Below are 22,337 nucleotides of genomic sequence, written 5' to 3'. Positions count from 1 at the left end.
CAACCGGGCGAGTCGCAGAGGCGGCCAGCTACTAACTCGAGCTCTCGGCTCATCGAATAACATCGGCCTGCCCGCACTTCGTGCTCCCGGTGCCTCTGTCCCGATGGTCGCACCATACGCCACGATGTAGAACACCGCAGCGGGAACGTTGGCACCGAGACATCTCATACCGGTTACCAACCCAATCGAGCGCCTTAACTGCGAGATCAAGCGGCGGACCGAGGTCATCGGCATCTTCCCCAATGAGGACGCCATTGTCCGTCTCATCGGCGCGATCCTGCTCGAACAGAACGATGAATGGGCCGTCCAGCGTGCCCGCTACATGACGCTGGAAACCATCGCGCCGTTGAGCGATGATCCAACCGTCAGCCTTCCGGCAATCGCCAGCTGATCAGCCCGGCCCATGCCGGTGAACGCGGTGACCCGCCGCCAGCTACACCACGCGACGGGACACGATCCCGACTGTGCCGCGCGAGGTGACGTTCAAGCAGGGTGGACCGCAGCGAGGTGCTGGCGCTGCAGCGCACGCACGACGGCGCCTGCTGATCCGGTTGCAGCCGTAGCTCCGCCTACAGATGCCAAATTGACAATGCCTGCGAGGGCAAGCAGGTCCTTTGCGCCGTTCGCGCCGCGATCGACGCCGAAGAATGACGAGGCGGACGGGCTCTGATGCCTACGTCGCGCGGGTGGCCAAGGCCTGGCGCAGCTTGTACTCGAACTCTCCCCAGGTCGAAGTTACCGCGAACCGTCGTTGGGTGGGTCGACAGGGATCAATTCCTTGTTGTGATAGTACCGCGCCACGCACCCGATATTGCTGGTAATATCCGCACTGATCAGGGTTGCTGGTTTCCAGCGATGCTGCGGCACGTCGACCACTTGATCGGGGCGAGACGCGAGCAGTCGATCGCGCGCAACGGCTTCCTGCCAGAAAGGCCTGAACGTCGCCATTTCACGGCGGATGCGCGACCCTGTCGTGCTGAAATAGAGCGAGACGGCGATGATTGCCGTCAGCAGCAGCGGCCAAACCGGTTTGTCGAGTGAAATGGACGCGCCGCCGAGAGCGAGTTTGCGGCGCAGCTGCGTCCGATAGACCCTGCCAAGAAGCGAAGCGCAAAGCGTGAAGCTAAAGACGATCAAGATCAACGCCTGGTTCTGGGCGCGCTCGACAAGGCGCGCGCCGGTGATCAGCTGATGCAAGAAATACTCAAAATAGCAGGCGCCAAGAAGGAGCGCGACGATGCCCGCAGCCAGCCATTTCTCACGGCTGGGGTTCTGATTTTGCCGCGCGGGTATCGCAGTGGAAATGGTCACCACAACCACGAGCCAACCAATCAGTGACGGAGACAGCAAGAGTATACTGAAGTCCGTCAGAGAGAACATAAAGCTTTCCGTGATCGCGAATCCAACATCCCAGCTGTCGCCGACGGTGGCGATCCGCTGACCGTTACCTGGAGCTGCAGCAACGATCAGCCATCCAACCGCAGCGGCCGCTGCGATCACCACATGGTGGCCCACCTGCAACCTCTGATCGAAGACATGGCGGGCGAGCAGGGAAGCCGCAACGATTGCCACGAGCCAGACGGCGGTGAACTCGTTACAGGTCGCTGCCAGAAAGCCGCCGACAGCCGCCCACGCGGTTACTTGAATCGAAAACTGCCGCTCGCGGTCGATCGCGTAAACGCATTCTCCCAATATCAGGATAGTGACCAGTCCCGGGGGTACGTAGCAGGCGAGGCCGGGCAGCCAGTAGAGAAGATCATGCACGCTCGCCGTTGACCCCGCAATTGCGGCGGGAAACCCGAACATCAGCACGAGGAATGGCAGGCCGCGAACGTTCGGCCACATCCGAATCATGGCGAAAGCCGATCCGGCAACGAACAGGACCGCGAAGGCCATGAGCGTGGCGGCGTATGCCGACAAGATGCTGCTGCCGGCAGTTTTGGCGATTGCGGCCGGAACCTGAATGATCAGAAGGGCGAGGATGCGTCCCGACAAGCCCGTGTAGAACGAGAGCACCGTCTGCAGGAAGCCTTCGCGGACATTCTGGTAGGCCAAGCAGAAATCGTCGTGTTCCGGCGCACCGTAAAGCGCCAAGAAGATCAGGACGGTCAGAAAGATGAGGGGGCCCAGACATGCCAGAATCCATGCCGACCTGGCAAACGCTTGCCCCCTGGAACGTTCGACCTTTTCGGCAAATTCTGACGACATGCTCCCTACAACCCTCACCGCGCCCACGCGCGCTACCGTGCCTCAGTGTTTTCCAGACGCCGTCCAGATCAGGACACGCGGAATAGACAACTCCTCTCGGCGCCGAAGCGTTCGAGATCGGGGGACGAGCGGCCTTTGGCGGGGCCGAGACGTGGATTGGGCTTGCCAGTTCCGACGACGAAATGGTCCGCGCCGGGATGGCAAAGGGCAGATCAGACAGCCAATTGATTTTTGTTGGTAGATTCAGATCAGTGCGGAACTCCCTGCTGGGCCGTATGAATACGGAATTTTAGCCGTTTTGCGAAAAGCACGGCACGATTGCCAAATTTAAACCAAACCTACACCTCTCTAGCTAGAATCCGCGCACGCGCACGCGCGACGAATCGCGCGGGAAGCGTTGTTTTGGAGAGTCCATTGGCCACCGCAGTCTCCGTCAGTGCCACCAAAAACGCCGACATCGACGGCCTGCTCGCCGGCATCAAATGGTCGGGCACGATCAGCTATAGCTTTCCCGCGCTATCTCTCACCTACGCCAATCCCTACTACGGCGGTGATAGCGAGCCGACCACGTCGGGCTTTTCGGCGGCGCCGACCCAGATGCAGGCGGCGATCAACTACGCTATTGCGCTGATAAAGAGCTACACCAACGCCAGCATCACGTACAACGGCGCAGCCAGCGCCGACATTATGATCGCGCAGTCGCCGGCGGCCAATCCGACCTCCTACGCCTACTACCCGGGCAATTATGCATCCGGCGGCGACATCTGGTTTGGAACTCAATACAATTACTCGGACGCCAAGCTCGGCAACTACTATTTCACGACGGCGCTGCACGAGCTCGGCCACGCCTTCGGCCTCAAGCATAGCCAGGAGGCCGGCGGCCCCGCCAATGTCGCGGTGCCCACGGCCCATGACGACAGCGAATATACCGTCATGAGCTATCGCAGCTATATAGGTGCGTCGACCACGAGCGGCTACACCAACGAAGCGTACGGATATTCGCAGACCTACATGGCCAACGACATCCTCGCGCTGCAGACGCTGTATGGCGCGAACTTCACAACCCAGAGCAGCAATACCGTCTACACTTGGAGTCCGACCACGGGTCAGGAGTTCATCAACGGCGTCGGCCAGCTGGCACCCGGCGGCCGCGTCGGTGGCTCGGCTAACCGTGTCTATGAGACGGTCTGGGACGGCGGCGGCATCGATACGTACGACCTCTCGAACTACACGACGAACCTCAGCATCAATCTCAATCCCGGCGCCCCGTCGGTGTTCTCGACCGTGCAGCTCGCCAATCTCGGCAACGGCCATTACGCGTCTGGCAACGTCTACAACGCCTATCTCTACAATGGCGACGTACGCTCCTACATCGACAATGCGACGGGCGGCGCGGGCAACGACACCATCATCGGCAACGCCATCGCCAACGTACTGAAGGGCGGAGGCGGCAAAGACACGATCACAGGCAGCGGCAGCAATGACACCATTGACGGCGGTGCTGACATCGACACCGCGGTCTATTCGGGCAACAAGGCCAACTACGCTGTTACGTACAACTCGGCGACGCAGACCTTCACCATTGCCGATCTGCGATCCGGTTCACCTGATGGCACCGATACCGTGACGAACGTTGAGAATTTCCAGTTTGCCGACGGCATTGTCTCGAGTAATGCCCTCGCCAATCCCCCTTTATCGGTCGAGGCGATCGGCACCACGAGCCTGTTTCAGAGTGGCAGCAACTTCTACATGTCGCCGGTCGGTGGCGGAGCGCGCGTAGATTTGAAATATGGTGGCTCGCTGGTCACGGCAGGTGAGTTCGGAGTCTGGACTCCGGTGGGCGCCGAACAGACCGCGAGCGGATTTGACATTGCGTGGAAGGCGCCTGGCTCTAGTCAGTTCATCATCTGGCACACAGACGCCAACGGAAATTATCTGACCGACTCCGGCGTGCTGTCAGGCAGCAGCACCAGGCTCGAGCAGGCAGAGACCAGCTTGCATCAGGATCTGAACGGAGACGGAACGATTGGTGTACCGGTCACGACCATTGAAACATCCGGTGCGACCAGCCTCGTCGAGAATGGCGGTGGTAACTTCTACATGAACCCGGTTGCGGGTGGGACAGGACCCGAGCTGAAATACGGTGGATCACCGGTGGCGGCGGGACAGTTCGGGGTGTGGACGCCGATCGGCGCTGAGCAGACCGCCAATGGATATCAGATTGCGTGGAAAGCGCCGGGTACGAGTCAGTTCATTATCTGGTACACCGACAGCAGCGGCAACTACCAGAACGACACGGGAGTGGTGTCAGGTACCAGTGGCACGCTGGAGCAGGCGGAGAGCAGCTTTCACCAGGATCTCAACGGGGATGGGACAATCGGTCCCGCCGCAGCGACTGCGACGGCCATCGAAAGCTTCGGCAGCACGAGTTTGGTCCAGAGCGGCGCGAATTTTTACATGAACCCCGTTGGCGGCGGTTCTGGACCAGAGCTGACCTACGGCGGTTCCCCGGTCGTGGCCGGCCAGTTCGGCGTATGGACGCCGATCGGCGCAGAACAGACCGCGAGCGGATTTGACTTTGCGTGGAAGGCGCCTGGCTCGAGTCAATTCATCATCTGGCACACCGATAGCAACGGCAATTATCTCAGCAACACTGGTGTGCTCTCTGGCGCCAGCACGACGCTGGAGCAAGCCGAGAGCAGCCTTCATCAGGACCTCAACGGGGATGGGACGATCGGCGTTCCTGCCTCGGCGCCGTTGGCTGCGGTTTCGGCCGCGGGCAACTTCGCTTTCGCGACGGATGCTGCCAGCCCTGCAAGCTTCCACTTCGACGCTCCGGACGCGATGCCTGGTCCAAGTCCAGTGGTGGCGAATGCACTGCCGCCCGCCGAGCAGCCGCACGATACAATCGTAACGTCGACGTTGGCGAAGTATCTGGCCGGTCTGCATCTCGATCATCCGCTGCTCGCCTGACGACAGGCGTCGGGCGATTTGCTGTGCGCGTCAGGTCGCGCAGTGCCGAATCGTGTTGCCGAAGGCATTGTCGAACGGGCAAACGATCGGGCTGTCGTTTAGCCGGATCGATTGCGGCGGCGCTATGTTGATTCCCGCACCTTGATTTCGACTTGAGGCATTACGCCAGCATAGAATGTCTTTCGGCGCCAGCGATCTATCCGCTCTTGAACTACGATCTCGAAGATCGCGGCGACGAGCGCCGAAAGTGACAGCACCAGAATGAACATCCCAACGATTGCCGGTCGCGAAGGCGCGTCATAGGTGAACCATCCCAACGAGATGAGCACCTCGATCATCAGAACGTGGACCAGATATACGCCGTACGAAATATCACCGAGAAAATTCGAGGTTGGCTGGTTGGAGTGCGCGAAGGCCGTTGGCATGGTGATGGCGATAGCGAGGATCATTCCGAAGTTCGGTAAAATGCCGTTGAGTTCAAAGGCTGCAAAATGGCTGACGCAGAGATAGACCGAGGTCAGCAAAAGCAGGGGAAGTGCGGCTGATCTCGACCACGTAAATCCATCGCGGAGCCTGAATAGTACTATCCCCAGGATAAAATAGCTGACCTGCGAATAGAACGGAAAATAGGCGCTCCTCCACTCCCCAGCGATCACAAAGTATGTTTTGACAGCGAATGACAGGAAGGCGACGGCAATCAGCTGCCAATTGCGGTATTTCAGAAATAACGGGGTGAGTAGGTAGAAGGCCAATTCTGCGCTGATCGACCATGATTGGCGAACCGGAAGCAGGAGATTGGCGCGCTCATTGATCGCGATCAGATCCTGGCCCAGCAAGGTAATGTTGGCGAGCCAGGGAGCATCGGCTGTGCCAAACGCATTGAAGATCGCAGTCTTGTTTGTTGCGAGGCCGCTGAGCCAAAACAGCCAGGTCAGGACAAGAACGGTCAGATAGAAGGGGAGCAGCCTCAGGTATCGGCTCAACCAGAAGAGCAGCGCCGAAAATCGACCCTGATATCTTGGATATGCGGCGGCCATGTAAAAGCCGCTCACGAAAAAGAAGGCCTCGACCGCGGCGAGGCCGCCGACCGTCTGATATACTCGATGGAATTGGCAGTGATAAGCGACGACGACAGCTGCCAGTAAGAAGCGTAACCATCCCATCCCGCCGCCATGTCATATTCCAACCAGATCGTCAAATTGGAGGGGCTCGATTGCTGCGGACCGAGCTGGCCGGGGACTCCGGGAATATCGATGGTCAGGACCCAAAAAACAGATGCCTATTCGTGGAAATCTTGCTCTATCAATCTCGCGGCCTCGTTTTGTTGCAGCGGTGGCGTTGCTGGCTTTTGCGGCCGTTCTGGCGTCGAGCCTGATCCTGAAGATGGACAGGGGCTTCGACTTTACCGACGAGGCGTTCTATTTGATGCTGGCCCAGAGGCCAACGGAATATGATCTGGTCTTGGGACTTTTCAGTTACGCCATTCGTCCCTTGTACCTGCTCGCGGGCGAATCCGTGTCAGCGTTCAACCGCCTCGGTGCTGTCATTCTTGCCGGCTTGGGAGTTTCATTGGGCTGGGCTGTCTTGACGAGATTGAAGCCTTCCTGGCGAGATCCGGATGCGATCTTGATCGTCGGCACGGCCTTGCTGGCTCCGTTCTTCTACTACACCTATTGGCTTCCCACGCCGTCTTACAATTGGCTTGTCCTGGTCGCTGGTTGGATATTGGCCTTGGGATTGGTGCTTTTGCAGTCACTCCCTGTCGTTTCCGCATTCGCCGCGGCTCTTGCAATCGCCGTCGCGCTTTTTACCAGGCCTCTCAACGTCATGGCGTACGCCGCGATCTATCTCCTGGGAGTGCTATGCGCGCTCCCCGACAATCGGGGGCGACTGACGCAGCTCGGTCGCACGATCCTGTTCGTCGCATGCTTTCTTGTTGTGCTGGCAGCGAGCCTCCCTCTCGGAACGATATTGAACCAGATTAATGGCTATTTCGCCGTTTTCGGCGGATCCCATCCGAACCCCTTTTCGATGCGCGATCAGCAGATCGAATTCCTTCGCGAAGGGTGGGTCTGGTGGGCGAGCGGAGGATTGCTGCTGGTGTGCATGTTCGCCCGCTACTCCGGGCGAACCTTCATCGGAAGATGGGGAGAGCTGATTGCTTTTTTTGCAATTGTCCTGCTCGGATTGTCACTCCTACGGCGATCGTTTGACCCCGGTAACTGCCATGTTTTTTCTTTGCTTGGCGGAGGCGGCTTCGCGATGCTTTCAATCGCGTGTCGACGGGACATCAGCCTCAAATGGATTGCACTCCTTGCCCTGATCGGGCTCATTCCTTGGGCTGCGACGTTGGGAAGCGCCGGAAGGGTGTGCTTTCAGGTCGCGCTCTTTCCGGGCTTGTCATTGATGGTGCTGGTGGTCGCCACGGGTCTGGTGCTTCCGCGTTCGTTCGGCTTGACGCTGGCTTGTTTCGTCGGCGCTTACCTTGTGTACAGTGCAACGGCTGCGGGTTTGACATCGCCTTATCGATTGGCAACCCCAATCATACTGCAAACTCTTCCAACTGAGGTTGGCCCGGACTCCACGCTGAAGCTTGATGAGCGTACCCGACAATTCATTCAAACGCTGCGGAGCGATGTCGCAAGCCGCGGCTTTTGCCGTGACGACCTTGCCATCGACCTCAGTGGCGAAGTCCCGGGTGCCGTCTTTGCGATTGGCGGCCGTATGCCCGTCTTCCCCTGGATCTTTGCCGGCTATCCGTCGTCGCATCGTCTTGCAAGCGAATATCTAAAGAGGGTTGGCCCCGAACGTCTTCGGCGCGCGTGGTTGATTCTGGGGACGGGCGGCCACTCCCTAAAGAAGGAGGAGTGGGAAGGCTTGGGGCTCGACTTCGCATCCCGAGCGCTCATCGATAATCTTACCCATCCTGTCGATGGCAGCGTTGTGAAACTATACGCACCGGTCGTTGAGAGGGAGCCGTGTTGATCCCGCGGTACAGTCTAGATGCCTGATCGCTGGTTCGAACTATCGTGGCAAAGAGCGCTTTCCCGTGAACGGCTCAAACAGGCGGGCGCACGTCATCCGCGTCGTGCCCTGCTATGTCTAGGGTGCAGGCCGCCCGTTGATGCTCGTGATGTTCAACACCCTGCAATCCTTGTTTGCAGATTCTCGCTCGTCGACGTGAACGAGGATACAGCCTCGAGCGGCCAGCGATGCCTGCATCTCCGGCGCCAGTGGGGTTCCGCCCAGCTTAATCGACAATTTGCTGTAATATAGCGCATTCGAGGATTGCTCATTCGGATCGAAGTACACGACCATGTCAGGCATTTTTCGCTTCAGGAAGAGGATGAGAGAAAGCTTCGGCTCCCATTCCAGTGCAGGACCCGTCGCGATCAGCACCGGATCCTTGTTCTCCTTGCGGGCTTCATAAATCAGGCGCGCCGCTTCGCTGACGGTCGTGTTCGCATCCGTGTTGAACTGCAGCCACCAGTCCCGGGCCTTCAACGTGTAAGGCGAGAAGAGGCCTCGATTGACAACGAGCGCGGTGAAAACACAGGCGATCGCGGCGGCTCCCGAGAGTAACGCGACCCTGCGATCGCCGTCCTTTGCAAGCCTGCCGAACACAAAGGCTGCGACAATGCCTTGCATCAAAGCCAGCGGATAGCCGTATCGCATGCCGATGGCGTCGTTCTCTCCGCCGTATGTCATCGAGAAGCTGATGTAGTAGAGCGTCAATCTGAGGACCTCGACCGAAAGCGCCGCGAGCACGAGTGCTGCAAGTTCGGCCCGGCTCATCTTCAGCCAGCCAAAGCGACGCGCGATCGCAGCGGCCGCCAGAACGAGAATCGGGACAAGGACGAGCCAGGCGAGCGCATCCCTGTTGTGATGATGCCGGTAGGACCACAATGGACCCCACGGGGCGACAAGGCCGGTGCCTGCCGTCGCAGTGATACGCAGCATGATTGCGAACACGATCGCGCCTGTGACGATCAGGACAGCGCCGGCCGAGACCATTCGCCTGGTACCGCTCAGGAAGCCGCAAACGAGCAGCAGCCCACCGACCGCGATCAACAGAGGTGAATCGGCTTCTTTCGTCGCTCCGAACAGCAGGGCCGTCGGTATCGCGAGCCAAAGTGCGGATGCCTTTCCGGTTTCGATCCATCGCCAGAGCAGCCAGATCAGAAATGTTCCGACTAGGATACATTCGATTTCCACCGGGCCGAGCCGGGGGAAGATATCGGCCCACGATTTGTGGCCGAGATAGAGCGCGGCAAAGACCAGCGCGCTTGGGATGCCAAAAGTGTGAAGGATGAGAGAAAACAGCACCGTCGTGGTGCCCAGGTACAGCAGGAAATTGGCGATGTACCACAGGCGAATGTTGTTTCCCAACAGGTAGGTCTTGATCGACTTCAGGGGATAGAAAGCGGGACGAAATCGCGTGGCCGATCCGGTGTTCGCCAGTTCCTGGTATTCGTCGGTGTTCTTCAGATCAGTCCAGATCTCGTGCAGCGTGGCGGTCGGCTTGTCGCCCAGCGGATAGAGGATGTCGTGATCGTCGATGAGCGCCGGCGTCGCGCGGTCGATAAAGGCTCCGAATTGCAGAATGAAAAGACCGGCAAGGATAGTCGCAAAAATGAGTATTATCGTCCAACGGGGCTGTTCTTGCATGACTCGGTCTGTGGCTGGCGATCAGGGGCGGCTTGCGAGTCGGACCATAGCGATGTTGGCCGCCATATGTCGACACCGTCGCGGAAGTGCGCGCGTCGGATATCGCCGGCGAGGCAGGCCGTGGGCCTTTCTGGTGGCTCGCGCTCCCAATTGACGGCCTAAAATACCTGCAGTAACCAGTGCTCAATCGGAAGTATTTTCCAGGATCTCGGCAGGGTTTCCATGAAAGTCGTCATTCTTGCGGGAGGTCTCGGCACCCGCATCGCCGAGGAGACCAGCACGCGTCCGAAGCCGATGGTCGAGATCGGCGGCCGGCCCATCCTCTGGCACATCATGAAGATCTACAGCCACTACGGCTTCAATGATTTCGTGATTTGCCTTGGCTACAAGGGCTACATGATCAAGGAGTACTTCGCGAACTACTTCCTGCACATGTCCGACGTGACCTTCCATCTCGCCGAGAACCGGATGGAGGTGCATCGCGAAACCGCCGAGCCCTGGCGGGTCACGCTGGTCGACACCGGCGAAGAGACACAGACCGGCGGGCGGCTGAAGCGGGTGCTTCCTTATGTCGCGAACGAACCGTTCTTTGCGCTGACCTATGGCGACGGCGTCGCCGACATCGATCTGGCCGCCGAGATCGCCTTCCACAAGGCGCATGGCCGGAGGGCCACGGTCTCGGTCGTGCGGCCCGCGAAACGCTTCGGCGCGGTCGCGATCGAGGGCGACCGGGTCGTCAATTTCGAGGAGAAGCCAAATGACGATGGCGGCTGGATCAATGGCGGCTTCTTCCTGCTGTCGCCGTCGGTCGGCGACCTGATTGCCGGCGACAAGACGATCTGGGAGCGCGAGCCGATGGAGCAGCTCGCGCGCGGCGACGATCTGCGTGCCTATGTGCATCCCGGCTTCTGGCATCCGATGGATTCGCTGCGCGATCGCAATTTCCTCGAGGGTGAGTGGGTGGGTAACCGCGCCAAGTGGAGGATCTGGTGACGGATCCGGCATTCTGGCGCGGCAAGAAAGTCTTTCTCACCGGGCATACCGGCTTCAAGGGCGCGTGGGCCTCGCTGCTGCTGCGCCGTCTCGGAGCGGACGTCTATGGCTATGCGCTGCCGCCGACACACCAATCCGCATTGTTCGTCACGGCGCGCATCGCCGAAGACATCAAGCACCGCCTCGCCGATATTCGCGATCTCCCGACCTTGCGCGCTGCGATGGCGGAGGCCGAGCCCGACATCGTCATCCACATGGCAGCGCAAGCGCTGGTGCGACCCTCTTATGAGGAGCCGGTCGAGACCTTTGCGACTAATGTGATGGGCACTGTGCACGTGCTGGAGGCGGCGCGGCAGCTTCGCAAGGTGCAGGTGATCCTGAACGTCACCAGCGACAAATGTTACGAGAACAACGGCGCGGGCGTCGCCTTCCGCGAGGACGATCGCCTCGGCGGCGACGATCCCTACAGCAACAGCAAGGCCTGTGCGGAGCTCGTCACACATTCCTATCGCCACAGCCTTTTCAATACGAAGGGCGCGGCGCGTGTCGCGACGGCGCGCGCCGGCAACGTCTTCGGCGGTGGCGACTGGGCGCGCGACCGCCTGGTGCCCGATGCGATGCAGGCCTTCCTCGACGGTCGCGCACTGCGCATCCGCAATCCCAATTCGGTGCGGCCCTGGCAGCACGCGCTCGATCCGGTGCTCGGCTATCTCACGCTGGTCGAGCGGCTGGCGGGCGACGAGCGCTTCATCGGCGGCTGGAATTTCGGACCCGACAAGGCAAGCGAGGTGCCGGTCGGAACCGTGGTCGAACGTCTGATCGCACTATGGGGCAGTGGTGCGCACTGGACGGCGGATGCCGGTCCGCATCCGCACGAAGCCGCCTATCTCAGGCTCGACTGCGCGAAGGCACACACCAAGCTCGGCTGGACGCCGCGGCTCGACCTGGCGCAAGGCCTGCGGCTCACCGTCGACTGGTACAAGGCGCTGCGGGAGGGCCGGGACCTGCGCAAATTCTCGCTGGATCAGCTCGACCAGGTCGTCGGCATCGCCCACACCGCGTGATCAGCGCGGCAGTTCAAGAATCTCGGCGATGCGGGCCTGCGGCGAGACCGCGTGCTTCAAATACGCGCCCGAGCGGACCGCGAGGTACGATTTGAGCAGCACGACGAGCACGAGGATCGCGCGCTCGATCTCGGGCGACAGATCGGTTCCGCCGAACGCCGCCGTTTCCAGCATCGGCCGATTCTCCATGAAGGTCAGCCAGTAGAGATAGTCGTAACCGGCGATACCGACAAAAGCGTCTTCCCAGTCGATGACGCGCGGCTCAGTGCCCGCAAGCATGATGTTCTTCGGTCCGAAATCGCCGTGACAGAGCGCCTGGGGTAGGGCACCGAGACGACCCTCAAGCCGCGCGATGAGCCGGCGCGTCTCGGCTGTGGTCGCGGGCAGGAGCAGGTCACGATCCGACAGCGTCTCCAACGCATGGGCGGCGGACGACAGATATTGCGCGAAGGAGGAAAGATTCTCCGGCCGCCAATCGCCAAGCCGTTCGCCATACGCATCTGCCATCGTAATTGCCTCGGCCGGCCGCATGGGGCCGGCCAGCGGGGCGAGTGCGGGCATCAGGAGACAGAGCCGGCTGCTTCCATCCGCAAGCGGAACCTCGAAACGGTCGATCACGATCGTTCCGCCGTAGAGCCGAGCGAGGATGTCGATTTCCTTGGCAAGGCTGGCGCGGGCTTCTGTGCCCGGAAGATGCGTCTTCAGAAACCGTTTCTCGCCCGCAATCGTCACATCAAAACAGATGCCGAGCGTGCCGCCGAGGACCGGCGTCACGGCCGCATCGCGATCGGATGACTGCAGCTGCTGCCGGAGCGCTGGCAGGATGCGCGCGCGGTCGGCGGCGATGTCGGGGCGGTCGTCGGTCTCGAAGAACGCGATCTTACCCAGCACGATAGAGCGGGCCCAGATAGTCGATCTGGTCGTAACCGAAATGGCGGGCCAGCGCCGCGGTGCCCTGTACGATCTGCTTGCGCTCGTCGTCCGAGAGTTCCTCGATGACGACCTTGTTGTAGTCCTTGGTGCTCCTGAGCACGGTGCCCCAGGGCGCGATCGAGTCCTTGATCTCGACCGCGTTCCAGCTCGGATAGAGCATGCTGTCGGCAAACGGCACGCCGATGAAGCTGGCCGCTTCCGTCATGAACTTGCGCTTGTCCTCGACGAGATCCTCGTAGCGGAAGATGCGCACGTTCTGCGGATACATCTTGGCGAACATCTCGACCGTCGAGTGATAGATGTTCCAGGTGATCAGGTACTTCGTCAGCGGCTGCGGGAAAGGACGGCGCTTGGTGTCGCGATAGGCCGAGAACGGATTGCGCACGATATGCAGGATGCGGATGTTCGGGAAGTCGCGCACCATGCGGTCGGCGTCGATGCCGATCGCGGGCGAGTAGCCGACATGCACCATGCCGGGGCGCGGCTTGATGTAGTAGTTCTCCCAGGCGGTGAAGGTCGAACGGAAAAAGGCCTCGATGACCTTGCGGCGGGGGATCGGTGCCTCGCCGCACAGCCGGACGAATTCGGCGACGCGCTTCTTCTCGTCCAGCACGCAGTCGGCATCGCGGAACTTGGAGCCGTTGCGCTTGCGCAGGAACGTCTTCAGCTCTTCGTCGATCATCTGCTCGTAGAGCTCGATCGCCGTCAGCCCTTCCGGGAATTCGGGATAGCGGTACTGGACGCGCTCGACGGAGGCGAGGAAGTCGTTGAAGTTGCGGTTGCCGAGCTGCGACTCGAAGGGATAGACGAGCAGATCAGGATGGCCGTCGAAGTGACGGTGGGTGACGTTGCCGCCGTGCTCGAAGCCCGCGGAAACCATGGCCAGCTTGAAGTCGCTCATGCACCTACCCCTGTGTCGTCGAACGTCGATTCTGGTCCCCCGTTTAGCTGCATGGGCCGGATAATCAAGCTCAGAAGGAGCTCCCGGAGGCCAGTCCCCAGCTCCGACCCGCGCCCCGGGCAATTCCGATCGCGGGACATTGACGGGCCCGGGCGGCTGATCTACCCGGGGCGCCATGCGTATTTTCGTGACCGGCGCTAGCGGCTTTCTGGGCTCCTACCTTGTTCTGGACCTCCTGGAGCGGGGGCACGAGGTGGCCGTCCTGCTGCGGCCGAACAGCGATTCCTGGCGACTGGGAGAGGCCGGCGACCGGTTCCGCGTGATTCCGGGCGCTATGGAACACCTGGACGGTCTGCGCGCGGCCCTGGGAGCCTTTGCTCCGGAGGCGGTAGTGCACATGGCCTGGCGCGGGGTCGCCGGCAGTGACCGCAACAGCCCGGTTCAGGCGGCCAATGTCGCCGAGACTGTCAAGCTTGTCGAGCTCGCCGCCGAGGCCGGTGCGAGGACCTTCGTCGGTGCCGGATCGCAGGCCGAATACGGCCCCTATGATCGCGCAATTCGCGAGGACGATCCGGCACGGCCAACGACGCTCTACGGCATGGCCAAGCTGGCGGCGGGTTCGATGGCGCTGCGCCTGTGCGAGGAGCGAGGGCTGCGTGGCGCGTGGCTGCGGATCTTCTCGACCTATGGCCCGAAGGATGCGGACTACTGGCTGATCCCGAGCTTTATCCGGAATCTGCGTTCCGAACAGCACATGGCGCTGACGGCCTGCGAGCAGCGCTGGGGATTTTTGCACGCGCGCGATGCCGCCGCTGCGTTCCGGCTTGCAAGCACGCAGGTCGATGCGCGCGGCGTCTTCAATGTCGGCAGCCCGGAGGCGCCGCCGCTGCGCGAGACGGTGACGCGGCTGCGCGATCTCGTCGATCCCGGTGCGGTACTCGGTTTCGGCGAGTTGGCGTACCGCCCCGATCAGGTTATGATCCTCGCCGCGGACGTTTCGCGCATGCTCGCGTTGGGCTGGAAGCCCGAAGTGCCGTTGGACGAAGGACTGCGCGAAACGGTAAACTGGCATGACACGATCAACTCCTCCCGCAAATCGTCATGAACCGAAGGAGTTTGCGCGGCGCATTCGCGCGCACGCGCTGCGTATGGTGCATGCCGCCAAGGCCTCGCATATCGGCGGCTGCCTCTCGATGGCGGATATCCTGGCCGTGCTCTACACGCGCATCCTGCGGCTGGACGCCGCCGATCCGCAGGCCGCAAGCCGCGACCGCTTCGTGCTCAGCAAGGGCCACGCCACCGCGATCATGTACGCCACGCTCGCCGAATGCGGCTTCTTCCCGCTGGCCGAGCTCGATACCTATTGCCGCGACGGATCGATCTTCACCGGCCATGTCAGCCATGCCGTGCCCGGCGTCGAGGTCTCGACCGGTTCGCTCGGCCACGGCTTGCCGATCGCGATCGGCATGGCGCTCGCGGCGCGCTCGGCAGGGGCCGGCAGCCGCGTGTTCTGCCTGCTCAGCGACGGCGAATGCGACGAGGGCTCCAATTGGGAAGGCATCCTGTTTGCGCCCCATCACAAGCTCGACAATCTCTGCGTCATCGTCGACTTCAACAAGATCCAGAGCTTTGGCTCGGTCGCCGAGGTGCTGAACCTCGATCCGTTCGCGGAGAAGTGGAAGGCGTTCGGCTGGCATGTCGAGGAGATCGACGGTCATGATGTCACCGCGCTCGAGCGCGTGCTGGGCGGCGTGCCGTCGCCATCGGGCCGGCCGACCGTCGTGATCGCCCACACCGTGAAGGGCAAGGGCGTGAGCTTCATGGAGAACAAGCTCGAATGGCACTACCGTTCGCCTTCGGATGAACTGCTCGCGCAGGCGCTAGCGGAGGTCGGCGCATGAGGACGACGTTCATCGAAAGCCTGTCGCAGGCGGCGAGCGAAAACCCCGATATCTGGCTGCTCTGCGGCGATCTCGGCTATTCGGTGCTGGAGCCTTTTGCCGCGAAATTCCCCGATCGCTATCTCAACGTCGGCGTCGCCGAGCAGAACATGGCCGGCATTGCCGCCGGCATCGCGCTGTCGGGCAAGACCGTGTTCATCTATTCGATCGGCAATTTCCCGACCTTGCGCTGCCTCGAGCAGCTCCGCAACGACGTCTGCTATCACGGTGCCGACGTCAAGATCGTGGCGGTGGGCGCGGGCTATGCCTATGGCAGCCAGGGCTACACGCACCACGCGCTGGAAGACGCGGGCATCATGTCGATGCTGCCCGGCATCGAGGTGTTCGTGCCCTGCGACCCCATGGAGGTCCGCGCGGCGACGCGCCTGATCGCAGGCAGCAGCAAGCCGTCTTACTTGCGGCTCAGCCGGCAAGGGGAGCCGAATCTCGGCGCCGCCGTGACTGACCTGCGCAAGCCGCGGATCCTGCGCGAGGGACGGGATGTCGTCATCCTTGCGTCGGGGCCGATCGCTTCGCGTGCGGTGGAGGCGGCCGGCGAGCTTGGCAGGCGCGGCCGGGATGTCGGCGTGGTCAGCGTCTCCTGCCTGAAGCCTCTCGACGAGGCCGCGATCCGTGACGCGGTGCGCGGCGCATCGCTCGTCGTGACGCTCGAAGAGCATATTCTGCGCGGCGGCCTGTTCAGTCTGGTGGCGGGCGCCTTCGCCGGTGATGCCAAGCGGCCACAGGTTACCGGCATCGGCATTCCCGAGCAGGGCGGCAAGACATCCAGTGCCGGTTCGCGTGAGGCACTGCTCGATGCCGCAGGCCTTTCGGTTCAGGCGATCGTCGCGCGGATCGAACAGTCGCTGCCGACGCGCTGACGCGTCACGTTCCTGGCGGCGGCGGGCCGAAATTGACGCGCTCGCGCTCGAACACCACGGGCTTTTCGCGCACTTGACCATAGATCGCGAGCACGTATTCGCCGATCATGCCCATGAAGAACAGCTGCACACCGCCGAAGAAGAACATGGCGACGATCAGGGTGAGGATGCCCGGCTCGGCCAGCTTCTGATAGAGCACAAGACCGATGATGAAGTTGACGATCGCGTAGGCGATGCTCACGGCCGAGATCAGGAAGCCCGCGAACAGGCCGAAGCGTACCGGTGCCGTGGTGAAGGACACCAGCCCGTTGAGCCCCTGATCGATCAGCGCGCTGGCGCGGTTCTTCGAAAAGCCCTTCTTGCGCTCCCGCCAGGTGTAGGGCACGCCGACCATGCGGCCGCCGCACTCGAATGTCATCATGCGCATGAACGGATAGGCGTCGCGAACGTGCCGCATCGCCTCGACGACGCGCCTGTCGACGAGCTGAAAATCGCCGACGCCGGGCGGCACCTTGAGTTCGGAGAATCGGGTCAGCACGCGGTAGTAGGCGTCTCGGAGCCCGCGCATCAGGCGGCCTTCTTCCCGGACGGCGCGGATGCCGTAGACGATCTCGTTGCCGGCTTCCCACAGCTTGACGAATTGCGGGAGCAGCTCGGGCGGGTCCTGAAGATCCGCCGGCATGAACAGGAGAACGGCATCGCCCGTGCTCGCCATCACCCCGTTAAAGGTATTGCGCAGCGGTCCGAAGTTGCGTGCATTGACGATGACCTTCACCGAGGAATCCCGTGCGGCGATCTCGCGCAGGATTTCGACGGTGCGATCGTCGGAGGCGTTGTCGCAGAAGATGTGTTCGCGCTGATAGCCTTTGAGGTCGTTGTCGAAGATCTGCCGGATTGCCTCGTAGCAATCCCGCACGTTCAGCTCTTCATTGTAGCAGGGCGTAATAACGCTGATTGTCTTCACAATCGTCTTCCTCAATGAATGACGGGCTATAGCAGGTGTCCCGGATGGCAGACGGGAGTCTTTAACGGATGTGGATGCCGCGTGCCAGTTTGCTACCGCAATGCGAAGTGCGAATCAAACCGGCACGGCCCTACCCTGATGTTGCCGATGAGTTCGGAAGCCGCTGTTGATGGTGGCGATCCGAAATATCAGGATTTTGTCGACATCGCCGGGGCCGGCTGATAGCTCAGGATCTCCACCAAAGCCCCAAATTGCTACCGCCAGAGATGTCAGCCCCAGTTCGACAATTCGTAATTTCTACGCTCCGGCGAGCCCTGGGCCGCGAGGACCTGCGGTCTTATGTCCGGCTGCGCCGGCTTGCCCTCGAAAAGAGATTCTTCAAGAAGCCGATCTCGGTTCCCGAGCTGCGCTCGGCCTTCGAGAGGTTGGGCATCAAGGCCGGGGCCACGGTCTGGGTTCAGTCGTCCTGGAATGAATTCTACAATTTCCCGGGCAAGCCGTCGTCGGTGATCGATTTGCTTCTCGACCTGATCGGCTCCGAGGGCACGCTGGTCATGTCCGCGATTCCCCTTGTGGTCGACGATCGGAAGGTTCTGGAAATCCACCGAGAGCCGGTGTCCACAGGCCTGATCGCCGAGACGTTCAGGCGCTATCGCGGCGTCAAACGCAGCATTCACAATTCGTCCTCGGTGATCGCATTGGGGCCGAAGGCGGAATTTCTCGTGAAGGACCACCAGACCACGGAAACGTCGTGGGATCCCGATTCCCCCTATCAACGGCTGATGGAGCTCGATGCGATCTGCGTCGGACTGGGAGTCGGAAGGTTTCTGGCAACGTTGACGCCACTGCACGCCGTCGAAAGCATCCTTCGCCACGAGAATCCGGATTTCGCGGCGATTTTTGACGGCTCGACCACTTATCAATGGCGGAACCGCGACGGGGACGAGGGGACGCACACCTATCTGAACCGGAACGGTGCCTTCGACGCGGCGTGGCTCGGTCGGCACTATCCCCGTGACAGCTACATCGAGTTTCGCCTGTCGAACTTATGGATGTGGTCAATTTCGGCGCGCGACGCGATCATGACGGGTGTTTCCCTCGGTCGGCGTGGTATCAGCATGTACCGGATGCCGTGGCACAGACGCTTTCTGGCCTGATGCTATTGCGTTGAAATCAAAGGGGAAAACTTCGGTTGAAGCGATGCAGGCCGGAGTATATGAAGGCATTTCTCAACCTCGAAGGGCCCGATCAGTGGATAAGCAGGCAGACGTCATTGGCCGATTGCAGGCAATTTTCCGGGAGGAACTCGATCTCCCGAATTTGCAGATTTCGCCGCAGTCCACCCCTGACGACGTGGATGGGTGGGATAGCCTGGCGACCATTCGCATCGTTGCTGCGGTCGAAAGGGAATTCGATCGCGAGTTCGAAGCTGCGCAGATCGAGAGCATTCGTTCGGTGAGCGATTTGATCTCGATGATCGCCACGTGAAACTGCCCGGTTCTTCCCAATACGAGTGAGCTGTCGTGATCAAGCCGATGATGAGGTGGTTGCCCCAACCCACGGCAAGTGACATCGAACTCAGCCGCACTCTTGGCGGCAGCAATGTCGCCGATTTGGTTCGCCTGGCGCAATTTGACTGGGACGCGGGCGGCCTCAGGCGCCTCGCGACCGGCCTCTCCAGAATTCAAGACGCGCACACCGGCCTGCAGGCGGTTCGCGTGCTGCTGCTCTCGAATTCGACCGCGCGGCACCTCAAGGAGACGCTGATCGGCACCGGACTCCGGCATGGCTTGCGTGTCGATGTCATGATCTCGGAGTACGAAGATCCCGAGGTCTTGCTCGAGCGCGATCGCGATGGCATCGCCGCTTTCGGCCCCGATATCGTCGTTCTTGCGATGGATGTACATGCCTTCGGTCTGCGGCCCGCGCCTGGGAATCTCGAAGCTGCGGCGGCAATCGCCGACCGGGCGCTGGAGCGTCTGCGCGCCATCCGCGAGAGCATCGGTTCATCGCTCAAGAAGCCCGTCATCTTTCAAACTTTGACGCCGGATTCCGCGCACGTCAGGCTGCATGTCGACCGGTTGACACCGGGCTCGCACGCCGACCTTGTCGGCCGGGTCAATGCGGGACTGTCCGAATTCGTGAAATCCAGCGGTGACCTGCTGCTGGACGTTGCGATGCTGTCCGAGAGAATTGGCCAGGACAATTGGTTCTCCGCGCGGCACTGGGCTTTGGCCAAGTATCCGTTTGCACCGGAGAATGCACCGCTCTATGCGGAGCATGTTGTCAGGCTGGTCGCGCTGAAGTTTGGCAAGTCGCGCCGGGTTCTCGTGCTCGATCTCGACAACACCATGTGGGGCGGGATCGTCGGCGACGACGGCAAGGAGAACTTACTGCTCGGCTCCGGAAGCCCGGTCGGAGAGGCTCACTGCGCGCTCCAGGCCATGGCGAAGGAATTGCGCGACCGCGGCATCGTGCTCTGCGTCTCCTCCAAGAACGAGGAGAGCGTTGCCCTGGATGCGTTTCGCACGCACCCCGAAATGATTCTGGTCGAAGAGGACATCGCCGTCTTCCAGATCAACTGGACCGACAAGGCGGCTAATCTACAGGCGCTGTCGGAGATCCTCAGCCTTGGTCTGGATAGTTTCGTCTTTCTGGACGACAATCCGGCGGAGCGCGCGCAGATCCGCTTTGCGCTGCCCCAGGTCGCCGTGCCTGAACTCCCCAAGGATGTGACGGAGTGGATCCCGGTCTTCCAATCGGCCTGCTACTTCGAGGCAACGGGATTCACGGCAGAGGATCGTGACCGGGCCGCCTATTATCGGGCCGATGCGCGGCGCTCGGCGCAACTGAAGTCGTTCGCGCGGCAGGAGGATTATCTCCAATCGCTCGATATGGAATTGCAGGTCAATCCGTTCGATGCGATCGGGCGCAAGCGGATCGCGCAATTGATCTCGAAGTCCAACCAGTTCAATTTGACGACCAGACGCTATTCCGAAGCTGACGTGGCGTCGGCCGAGGCTGACCCGCGCCGCATCACCATGCAGATGCGCCTCAGCGACACCTTTGGCGATAACGGCATGATTGGCGTCGTCATCGCCGACATCGGCGCGGATGCGATCGAAATCGACACATGGCTGATGTCGTGCCGCGTCCTTGGACGCGGCGTTCCCGAGGCGACGTTGGATTTGCTCGTTGCTCGTGCCCGGGATCTGGGCAAGGGGTTCGTGCGCGGCATCTACATCCCGACCAAGAAGAACATGATGGTCGCGGATCACTATCGCAATCTGGGATTCGAATTGACCGGTGAGCGTCCCGGCGGCGAGACCACCTGGGAGCTCGCCGTGTACGCCTATCAGGACAAGAAGCCGCCCATCCGCATTCGCGATGCCGTTGGCGCGCATGGGGGAGACAGACTTTGAGTACGGCAGCAAGCCTGATCGATGAACAGCGTTTTCCGCAGCTCGCTGCGCTGATGCGCACCCAGTATGAACGGACGCCGGCACATCGTAGCTATCTCGAGACGCGGTTCTCGCACGCTTCCGCCGAGGACTTCGCGACGCTCGAGGAGCTCGCCAGCCAGATTCGCCAGATCGCCGGTCCGCGCCTGGGCGAAATTTGCGACGGCTACGATTTCATCTGCAAGATCGTGCGCGAGGAAGAGATCTTCTTCCGGCGGAAAGGGCGATACAGGCTCCAGACTTTCGAGGAGGCCAATCGTCTCGTCTACAGCAATACCGAATATATGGGCCACTACATGGATGGCCTGCTGCTGACTCAGATCTACTGGTCGAACCACACGGCCTGCTATCAGTTCTATCGCAACGTGTTCCTGAAGCAGGCGCCCGCCGGTTACGACTATCTGGAAATCGGTCCGGGGCACGGATTGCTGATCTATCAGGCTCTCAAGGACGAGAGATCGGGCAGCGTGAAAGGCTGGGACGTCAGCAAGGCAAGCATCGGCCAAACCTGGGATGCGCTAACGGTCATGGGCATGTCGGGCAAGAAGCCCGAGCTTGTTCTGCAGGATTTGTATGCCGTCCCGGACGACAGCGCGAAGTTCGATTGCCTCACCTTCTCGGAGGTTCTCGAGCATCTGGAGGATCCGAAGGGGGCCCTGGTCAAGTTGCGGTCGCTGCTCAAGCCGACCGGCCGGCTGTTCGTGAACGTCCCGATCAACAGCCCTGCGCCGGATCATCTCTATCTGCTGCGCTCGCCGGAAGAGGCGGTTGAGGCGGTCCGTGCGGCCGGCTTCGAGATCGAACGGGCGGAATTCTTCCCGATGACGAACCACACGATGGAGCAGGCGCGGAAGCACAAGCTCACGATTTCCGCCTGCATCATCGCAAGACCGAATTGATGTCGTCTCCCGCGCGCCCCGAGCTGATCTTCGACCATGTCGGCCTGGTCGTGCGGGACCTGAAGTCCGGCCTCGCCAATGTCTGCGCTCTGCTGCCGATCGCTTCGGCCACGCGGGTCTATGACGATCAGGTGCTTGGCGTCTCGGTCCAGTTTCTGCGCGATGCAGGCGGGGTGATGTTTGAACTCATCGCGCCGCTCGGGGACAATTCTCCGGTTGCAAAGATCGCGGCGTCCGGCAGGGGCGTGATCAATCAGGTCGCCTATCGGGTCGGGAATTTGGCAGAGGCCGCGGAATATTTCCGCGCGCGCGGCGCCACGCCGACGGGAGCGGCGAAGCCGGCGGTCGCCTTCGACGGCGCGCCGGTGCAGTTCTTTCTCACCAGGGAATTCGTCGTCGTCGAGCTGATCGAGAGCGAAGGCGCCTCGCGCGAATTTGTCCCTGTCTAAGGG

General features: G+C 61.2%; 18 protein-coding genes and 1 pseudogene. 13 read left to right on the top strand and 6 right to left on the bottom strand.

Annotated elements, in window-relative coordinates; genetic code table 11:
- Positions 1-166 precede the first annotated feature (166 nt).
- Positions 167-391 (top strand): annotated as a pseudogene (locus YU9_RS0131715) (transposase); the annotation flags it as partial.
- A gap of 344 nt (positions 392-735) precedes the next feature.
- On the opposite strand, the gene YU9_RS43055 reads toward YU9_RS0131715, so the two are convergent.
- Complete coding sequence (locus YU9_RS43055; protein WP_051380585.1) at positions 736-2,208, bottom strand: DUF6056 family protein; 1,473 nt, start codon at positions 2,206-2,208, stop codon at positions 736-738.
- Between the two features lie 414 nt (positions 2,209-2,622).
- Here YU9_RS43055 and YU9_RS0131705 point away from each other — a divergent pair, with 414 nt between their 5' ends.
- Positions 2,623-5,181, top strand: coding sequence for a M10 family metallopeptidase C-terminal domain-containing protein (locus tag YU9_RS0131705; protein WP_084299137.1), 2,559 nt, complete (start codon positions 2,623-2,625; stop codon positions 5,179-5,181).
- A gap of 122 nt (positions 5,182-5,303) precedes the next feature.
- On the opposite strand, the gene YU9_RS0131700 is transcribed toward YU9_RS0131705, so the two are convergent.
- Complete coding sequence (locus YU9_RS0131700; protein WP_027576398.1) at positions 5,304-6,344, bottom strand: acyltransferase; 1,041 nt, start codon at positions 6,342-6,344, stop codon at positions 5,304-5,306.
- Between the two features lie 112 nt (positions 6,345-6,456).
- Here YU9_RS0131700 and YU9_RS0131695 point away from each other — a divergent pair, with 112 nt between their 5' ends.
- On the top strand, positions 6,457-8,166 hold the full coding sequence (locus tag YU9_RS0131695; RefSeq protein WP_156952249.1) for a hypothetical protein: 1,710 nt from the start codon (positions 6,457-6,459) through the stop codon (positions 8,164-8,166).
- 117 nt (positions 8,167-8,283) lie between these two features.
- Here the strand turns inward: YU9_RS0131695 and YU9_RS0131690 are convergent, their stop codons facing one another.
- Entirely contained in the window at positions 8,284-9,849 is a 1,566-nt protein-coding gene (locus tag YU9_RS0131690; protein WP_027576396.1) for a hypothetical protein, read from the bottom strand.
- Between the two features lie 222 nt (positions 9,850-10,071).
- Here YU9_RS0131690 and rfbF point away from each other — a divergent pair, with 222 nt between their 5' ends.
- Positions 10,072-10,842 (top strand): glucose-1-phosphate cytidylyltransferase, encoded by a 771-nt coding sequence (rfbF, locus tag YU9_RS0131685; protein ID WP_027576395.1) that lies wholly within the window; start codon positions 10,072-10,074, stop codon positions 10,840-10,842.
- Positions 10,839-11,906 (top strand): CDP-glucose 4,6-dehydratase, encoded by a 1,068-nt coding sequence (rfbG, locus tag YU9_RS0131680; protein WP_027576394.1) that lies wholly within the window; start codon positions 10,839-10,841, stop codon positions 11,904-11,906. Before rfbF ends, rfbG begins: the two co-directional genes overlap by 4 nt.
- Here the strand turns inward: rfbG and YU9_RS0131675 are convergent, their stop codons facing one another.
- Complete coding sequence (locus tag YU9_RS0131675) at positions 11,907-12,797, bottom strand: phosphotransferase family protein (RefSeq protein ID WP_027576393.1); 891 nt, start codon at positions 12,795-12,797, stop codon at positions 11,907-11,909. It abuts the gene before it with no gap.
- Complete coding sequence (locus tag YU9_RS0131670) at positions 12,787-13,740, bottom strand: sulfotransferase (RefSeq protein ID WP_027576392.1); 954 nt, start codon at positions 13,738-13,740, stop codon at positions 12,787-12,789. Before YU9_RS0131670 ends, YU9_RS0131675 begins: the two co-directional genes overlap by 11 nt.
- A gap of 175 nt (positions 13,741-13,915) precedes the next feature.
- Here YU9_RS0131670 and YU9_RS0131665 point away from each other — a divergent pair, with 175 nt between their 5' ends.
- The 3 genes from YU9_RS0131665 to YU9_RS0131655 are packed head-to-tail and all read left to right on the top strand — an operon-like array spanning position 13,916 to position 16,561.
- Positions 13,916-14,845 (top strand): NAD(P)-dependent oxidoreductase, encoded by a 930-nt coding sequence (locus tag YU9_RS0131665; protein WP_027576391.1) that lies wholly within the window; start codon positions 13,916-13,918, stop codon positions 14,843-14,845.
- Positions 14,811-15,641: a transketolase gene (locus YU9_RS0131660; RefSeq protein WP_027576390.1), complete on the top strand. Its 831-nt coding sequence runs from the start codon at positions 14,811-14,813 to the stop codon at positions 15,639-15,641. The genes YU9_RS0131665 and YU9_RS0131660 overlap by 35 nt, the downstream gene beginning before the upstream one ends.
- A complete protein-coding gene (locus YU9_RS0131655; protein ID WP_027576389.1) occupies positions 15,638-16,561 on the top strand; it encodes a transketolase family protein in 924 nt (307 codons plus the stop codon). The genes YU9_RS0131660 and YU9_RS0131655 overlap by 4 nt, the downstream gene beginning before the upstream one ends.
- Before the next feature lie 4 nt (positions 16,562-16,565).
- Here the strand turns inward: YU9_RS0131655 and YU9_RS0131650 are convergent, their stop codons facing one another.
- Positions 16,566-17,525, bottom strand: coding sequence for a glycosyltransferase family 2 protein (locus tag YU9_RS0131650; RefSeq protein WP_051380584.1), 960 nt, complete (start codon positions 17,523-17,525; stop codon positions 16,566-16,568).
- Positions 17,526-17,950: 425 nt separating this feature from the next.
- Here YU9_RS0131650 and YU9_RS0131640 point away from each other — a divergent pair, with 425 nt between their 5' ends.
- The 5 genes from YU9_RS0131640 to YU9_RS0131620 all read left to right on the top strand — a co-directional run bounded on the left by YU9_RS0131640 (position 17,951) and on the right by YU9_RS0131620 (position 22,334).
- A complete protein-coding gene (locus YU9_RS0131640) occupies positions 17,951-18,682 on the top strand; it encodes an AAC(3) family N-acetyltransferase (protein ID WP_198028331.1) in 732 nt (243 codons plus the stop codon).
- 94 nt (positions 18,683-18,776) lie between these two features.
- Complete coding sequence (locus YU9_RS0131635) at positions 18,777-19,013, top strand: acyl carrier protein (protein WP_027576386.1); 237 nt, start codon at positions 18,777-18,779, stop codon at positions 19,011-19,013.
- A gap of 59 nt (positions 19,014-19,072) precedes the next feature.
- Entirely contained in the window at positions 19,073-20,947 is a 1,875-nt protein-coding gene (locus YU9_RS43050) for an HAD family hydrolase (protein WP_198028330.1), read from the top strand.
- Positions 20,944-21,885, top strand: a complete 942-nt coding sequence (locus tag YU9_RS0131625; RefSeq protein ID WP_027576385.1) for a bifunctional 2-polyprenyl-6-hydroxyphenol methylase/3-demethylubiquinol 3-O-methyltransferase UbiG — start codon at positions 20,944-20,946, stop codon at positions 21,883-21,885. Before YU9_RS43050 ends, YU9_RS0131625 begins: the two co-directional genes overlap by 4 nt.
- A complete protein-coding gene (locus YU9_RS0131620) occupies positions 21,885-22,334 on the top strand; it encodes a VOC family protein (protein ID WP_051380582.1) in 450 nt (149 codons plus the stop codon). Before YU9_RS0131625 ends, YU9_RS0131620 begins: the two co-directional genes overlap by 1 nt.
- Positions 22,335-22,337: the final 3 nt, after the last annotated feature.

The organism is Bradyrhizobium sp. WSM1743, assembly GCF_000473065.1.
GTDB lineage: Bacteria > Pseudomonadota > Alphaproteobacteria > Rhizobiales > Xanthobacteraceae > Bradyrhizobium.
Note: the sequence above shows the minus strand (reverse complement) of the source record. Positions and strands in the feature narration are given on the sequence as shown.

Coding starts and splice junctions, on each gene's coding strand:
- YU9_RS43055 (WP_051380585.1), bottom strand. CDS start 2,208: ATGTCGTCAGAATTTGCCGAAAAGGTCGAACGTTCCAGGGGGCAAGCG.
- YU9_RS0131700 (WP_027576398.1), bottom strand. CDS start 6,344: ATGGGATGGTTACGCTTCTTACTGGCAGCTGTCGTCGTCGCTTATCAC.
- YU9_RS0131695 (WP_156952249.1), top strand. CDS start 6,457: ATGCCTATTCGTGGAAATCTTGCTCTATCAATCTCGCGGCCTCGTTTT.
- YU9_RS0131690 (WP_027576396.1), bottom strand. CDS start 9,849: ATGCAAGAACAGCCCCGTTGGACGATAATACTCATTTTTGCGACTATC.
- rfbF (WP_027576395.1), top strand. CDS start 10,072: ATGAAAGTCGTCATTCTTGCGGGAGGTCTCGGCACCCGCATCGCCGAG.
- YU9_RS0131670 (WP_027576392.1), bottom strand. CDS start 13,740: ATGAGCGACTTCAAGCTGGCCATGGTTTCCGCGGGCTTCGAGCACGGC.
- YU9_RS0131665 (WP_027576391.1), top strand. CDS start 13,916: ATGCGTATTTTCGTGACCGGCGCTAGCGGCTTTCTGGGCTCCTACCTT.
- YU9_RS0131660 (WP_027576390.1), top strand. CDS start 14,811: ATGACACGATCAACTCCTCCCGCAAATCGTCATGAACCGAAGGAGTTT.
- YU9_RS0131655 (WP_027576389.1), top strand. CDS start 15,638: ATGAGGACGACGTTCATCGAAAGCCTGTCGCAGGCGGCGAGCGAAAAC.
- YU9_RS0131620 (WP_051380582.1), top strand. CDS start 21,885: ATGTCGTCTCCCGCGCGCCCCGAGCTGATCTTCGACCATGTCGGCCTG.